Here is a 1,012-nt window from a genome sequence, read left to right as displayed (position 1 = left end):
CTCCTCACCGCTTCCCGGGGTCAGGCCCTCTGCCGCCCCTAGACAAGTCCTCCGTCCCACAGCTCGCTCAGGCGGACGAAACGATAGCCCCTCAGCCGAAGCGTCTCGACGATCTGCGGGAGCGCGGCCACCGTGTTGGGGACCCCCGAATGCATCAGGACGATCGCTCCGGGCTTTGCGTTCTCCGTCACCAGCCTCACGATGTCCTGGGCGGGCTTTCCCGTGTAGTCCGCAGTGTTCACGTTCCAGAGGCCAAGCCTCAGGTTCATGCGCCGCATGGCGTTGAACACCTTGAGGTTGAAGGCGCCGCCGGGCGGCCTCAGAAAGCGCGATCTCGGCAGGTTCAGGTTCTCAAAGACCTCGTCGCAGCGCTCCGCCTCCCGCATGATCTTTTCGATCCAAAGGGTGTAGAGCCGCGGATGGGTGTAGCTGTGGTTTTCCAGCTCGTGCCCCGCGCGGCTCAGGGAAAGCGTTATCCCGCTGTAGCGTTCCGCGAACTTCCCCACGAGGAAGAAGGTCGCGTGAACGTCCTGCTCCTTCAGCGCGGCCATCAGCTCCTGCATTCCGTGCTCTCTTGGGCCGTCGTCAAAGGTCAGGGCGATCTCCTTCACGAAGGGGTCCCCCGAGGCGATGCCCCACCTTCGCCGCTCCATGGACAAGGGGCCCCACTCGATGCAGAGGAACAGCGTCAGGGCACACAGCATAAACTTTCGACACAAACGGCCTCATTCCTTTATCTTCAGGATTCCTCTCGGACTTCTCTCAGGGCGCCGCGCCCGCGCCTGAACCACGACATTTTCCCAATCTCAATATCAGCCTAACATGAGAGGGAAGTCGGGAAAAGACGCTATATAATACAAGAGATTTATTTTAGATGAAAGCATACCCTTTTTCGTCCGCAATTTTGTTGAGGCGGTTACGCTTCCGGATTCGGTCGAGCTTAGGAGGAGAGACACTTGAGACCTGACAGGGACGAGGCCCTGGCGCTCCTGAAGAAGTACAACACCGAGGA

The 1,012-nt window shown here is 59.6% G+C and carries 2 protein-coding genes; both read right to left on the bottom strand.

Features of this window, described 5'->3' with window-relative positions; translation table 11 throughout:
- Nucleotides 1-38: 38 nt before the first annotated feature.
- Nucleotides 39-704 (bottom strand): polysaccharide deacetylase family protein, encoded by a 666-nt coding sequence (locus tag SY1_RS10915; RefSeq protein ID WP_015557050.1) that lies wholly within the window; start codon nucleotides 702-704, stop codon nucleotides 39-41.
- Nucleotides 705-812: 108 nt separating this feature from the next.
- Nucleotides 813-1,012 (bottom strand): hypothetical protein (locus SY1_RS10910; RefSeq protein ID WP_208873796.1); only part of this gene is annotated, 200 nt, incomplete at its 5' end.

It is taken from the genome of Fretibacterium fastidiosum (genome assembly GCF_000210715.1).
GTDB lineage: Bacteria > Synergistota > Synergistia > Synergistales > Aminobacteriaceae > Fretibacterium > Fretibacterium fastidiosum.
This window is presented reverse-complemented; position numbering and strand designations above follow the sequence as displayed.

Coding starts and splice junctions, on each gene's coding strand:
- SY1_RS10915 (WP_015557050.1), bottom strand. CDS start 704: ATGCTGTGTGCCCTGACGCTGTTCCTCTGCATCGAGTGGGGCCCCTTG.